This is a genomic window from Psychrobacter sp., from assembly GCF_036731945.1.
In the GTDB taxonomy this organism is placed as follows: domain Bacteria; phylum Pseudomonadota; class Gammaproteobacteria; order Pseudomonadales; family Moraxellaceae; genus Psychrobacter.
In genome coordinates this window covers 3,542-7,172 of sequence record NZ_DAINDI010000042.1, presented here as the reverse complement: position 1 = coordinate 7,172, position 3,631 = coordinate 3,542, and the positions used below count along the sequence as shown (strand labels likewise).

At 42.8% G+C, this 3,631-nt stretch carries 3 protein-coding genes; 1 reads left to right on the top strand and 2 read right to left on the bottom strand.

From position 1 onward, the window contains the following. Nucleotides 1-138: 138 nt before the first annotated feature. Nucleotides 139-1,788, bottom strand: a complete 1,650-nt coding sequence (groL, locus tag V7D75_RS09550; RefSeq protein ID WP_333614377.1) for a chaperonin GroEL — start codon at nt 1,786-1,788, stop codon at nt 139-141. 142 nt (nt 1,789-1,930) lie between these two features. Then, nucleotides 1,931-2,221, bottom strand: coding sequence for a co-chaperone GroES (locus V7D75_RS09545; protein WP_068406801.1), 291 nt, complete (start codon nt 2,219-2,221; stop codon nt 1,931-1,933). Nucleotides 2,222-2,821: 600 nt separating this feature from the next. Here V7D75_RS09545 and V7D75_RS09540 point away from each other — a divergent pair. After that, nucleotides 2,822-3,592 carry a DUF3108 domain-containing protein gene (locus V7D75_RS09540; protein WP_333614376.1) on the top strand — a complete coding sequence of 257 codons (771 nt, stop codon included), beginning with the start codon at nt 2,822-2,824 and terminating at the stop codon, nt 3,590-3,592. Nucleotides 3,593-3,631 lie beyond the last annotated feature (39 nt).

Below are 3,631 nucleotides of genomic sequence, written 5' to 3'. Positions count from 1 at the left end.
TATTTGGAGATTAGATCGATTAGTAATAGAACATTAAAAAAGCCCCAACTCAATGAGCTGGGGCTTTTTCTTAGCAGTTATCATCAAGATCTATCACTGATGATTTTTAGCTAATGGGAATATTTGTGTTAGCGCAGCTTACATCATACCGCCCATGCCACCCATACCGCCCATTCCACCAGCAGCGCCCATGCCAGCCATACCATCATCAACTTGCGGTAAATCAGTAATCATGACTTCAGTTGTAAGCATAAGGCCTGCTACAGAAGCGGCATTTTCTAGAGCTGAACGTGATACTTTTGCTGGATCAAGGATACCCATCTCTAGCATATCGCCGTATTCGCCACTCGCGGCGTTGTAACCATAGTTACCGCTACCGCTTTTCACTTCGTTAACCACCACTGACGCTTCTTCACCTGAGTTGGTCACGATTTGACGTAATGGCGCTTCCATCGCACGGCGAAGGATTCTAATACCCGCGTTTTGGTCATCGTTATCGCCACGTAGCTCAGACAATGCATTCATCGCACGAACTAGGGCAACGCCGCCACCAGGGACAACGCCTTCTTCAACCGCTGCACGAGTCGCATGTAGCGCATCATCAACACGGTCTTTTTTCTCTTTCATTTCAGTTTCAGTCGCAGCACCAACTTTGATAACGGCAACGCCGCCAGCAAGTTTTGCCATACGCTCTTGCAGCTTCTCTTTATCGTAGTCAGACGTTGATTCTTCAACTTGACGTTTGATAGATTCAACACGGTTTTCGATGTCAGCTTTGTTACCAGCGCCATCAACAATCACAGTATTTTCTTTACCGACAGTGACTTTCTTGGCTGTACCAAGTTGCTCTAGAGTAGCAGTCTCTAAACTTAGACCAATCTCTTCAGAGATAACCGTACCGCCAGTTAGCGTTGCGATATCTTCTAGCATGGCTTTACGGCGATCGCCGAAACCTGGTGCTTTAACGGCACAAGTTTTTAAGCCGCCACGCATGTTGTTTACAACTAGTGTTGCTAGTGCTTCGTTTTCTACGTCTTCAGCAATGATTAGCAACGGCTTGCTTTGCTGCATGACTTGTTCAAGTAATGGCACGATTTCACGGATATTGCTAATTTTTTTGTCAACAAGCAAGATGTAAGGATTTTCAAATTCTGCGGTTAAGCTGTCTTGCTTATTGGCAAAGTATGGGCTGATATAACCACGGTCAAACTGCATACCTTCAACCACTTCCAAGGTATCTTCAAAGCTTGAACCTTCTTCAACGGTGATAACGCCTTGCTTACCCACTTTTTCCATCGCTTGGGCAATCAGCTCACCAATTTTGGTATCTGAGTTGGCAGAGATAGAACCCACTTGGGCAATCGCTTTTGAATCGTCAGCTGGGGTTGATAGCTCATGGATTTGCTCAACCGCTGCACGTACCGCTTTATCGATACCGCGCTTAAGATCCATTGGGTTCATGCCAGCAGCGACCGACTTCATGCCTTCAACCAAGATCGATTGCGCCAATACGGTTGCAGTCGTTGTACCATCACCAGCAACATCGTTGGTACGGCTAGCCACTTCACGCACCAATTGTGCGCCCATGTTTTCAAATTTGTTTTCAAGCTCGATCTCTTTGGCAACCGAAACCCCATCTTTCGTGATGGTAGGGGCGCCAAAAGATTTATCGATAACCACGTTACGACCTTTCGGGCCAAGCGTGACTTTTACCGCATTTGCTAGAACGTTTACGCCGTCCATCATTTGTTTACGGGCATCAATGCCGAATTTTACGTCTTTTGCCATGTTAAATTACTCCACTATTATAAGTATGAGAATACAATGAAAGGTTTCAATAATATTTTTTATAAATGCTCTTGGGTATAACTGTTGTTGGCTAAAAATCGTTAGCCAAAAAAACTGTTAGCCAACATTGCCTTATTGGCAATTAGCCTTCTAGCACACCCAAGACGTCTGATTCTTTCATAATCAATAGCTCTTCGCCGTCAACTTTTACCGTTTGACCCGCATATTGACCGAACAAGACTTTATCGCCAACTTTTACATCTAACGCGCGAGTTTCACCGTTGTCACGAATCTGACCGTTACCGGTTGCTAGCACTTCACCTTGAGACGGTTTTTCTTGAGCTGAACCAGGAAGCAAGATACCACCAGCCGTTTTTGTTTCTTCTTCGATACGGCGGACGACAATACGGTCATGTAAAGGACGAATATTCATCGATACGACTCCAAAATTTGGTTAGTTAACATAAAGGTTTATTTGAATGAATGATCTCAATACCAAGATCTAGCAGAATGTCTGCTTAAAAACAGCATTCTTTAGATAAGCTTTGAGCTTGTATCAGAAAGTGGGGGCAAGGCAAGTTTGCTTCAAGTGTAAAGCCCAAAAATTTACAAGAATTTTGCACATCATTGCCTATGTAAGCAGTAGTGCTAGTGATAAATAGTCCATTGATTAAATTGCACGCTATTAAAGGCTTGGGCATTATTCTAAAACAATCTAATCACTACGAACTAATAGCTGGGAAAATAAGCACCTATAAGTGCAGCTTTTAGCAGTATCAGACAATTAACTTCCTCATTTCTTACCAAGCTTACAGCAAGTTACGGCGTAAGCTCACTTTAGCTAAACCAGCAACATTGACTACAATAGCCTAACTTTTACCTCTGTCATTGCCCTTGAAAATGTAACAGAGTATGACAATATATAAGACTGAGCGCATAACAAGCCCTATAAATAAAAGATAATAGTTAAATAAAATACAGTAGCTTTAATAGAAGCGGCCAATACAGCTTGAAACCAAATTAAGGAATATCCATGAGTTTTTTATCACAAAATAAACCATCCCTATCAATCCATTCTAATAACCCGAAACGCAGCAATTCTAAAATTTTAACCGCCTTAACGACTGGCGTGAGCATTGCTGCGATTGGAGCTTTAAGTATGACCGCACCTACCCTTGCCAGCGCCAAGAGCGTTGAGCCCTCAAGCGCAAACTATAGCTTTCCCATTGAAGATAAATATAAAGGCACAGCCACTCGTACTTTGAATAAATCTGGTAATACCTGGAAATACAATGTCAATGCTCGCGTTGCTGGTGTCGCCACCGCCGCGCAAAATAGTACCTTTACTATTAACGGTAATAATGTGGTACCGACCCAAGCCAGCACCACTTATAAGCTATTGGGCGTTGGTCGTACCCATAAGTTGGACTTTAATCCAAGCAGTAAAAAGGTGGTGAGTAACTATCGCGGCAAATCGACGACTTTAAATATGGCGCAGCAAGCCTTTGATGATTTGAGCCTTGAGGTGCAAATTCGCCAAGATTTATTAAATGGTAAATTCTCTGGCAACTACTACATGGTGAAAAAAGACAAAATTGAGAAAACACCCTTTAAAAAATCAGGCAATACTAAAATCACCGTGCCAGCTGGAACATTTGATACCGTGCGTGTCGACCGCGTGCACGATGACAATAGCCGTTCGACCAGTTTTTGGTTGGCGCCAAGCTTAGATTATCTACCCGTTAAGGTCAGTCAGATTAACGATGGTAAAAAGATGGATTTAGAATTAACCAAAGTCAATTAAGCCATTATCTTTGTATAAATGGTTAACGTAAAAAAGCGG

Bases quoted from the DNA above. Each gene is read 5' to 3' on its own strand.
- V7D75_RS09545 (WP_068406801.1), bottom strand. From the start codon at position 2,221: ATGAATATTCGTCCTTTACATGACCGTATTGTCGTCCGCCGTATCGAA.
- groL (WP_333614377.1), bottom strand. From the start codon at position 1,788: ATGGCAAAAGACGTAAAATTCGGCATTGATGCCCGTAAACAAATGATG.
- V7D75_RS09540 (WP_333614376.1), top strand. From the start codon at position 2,822: ATGAGTTTTTTATCACAAAATAAACCATCCCTATCAATCCATTCTAAT.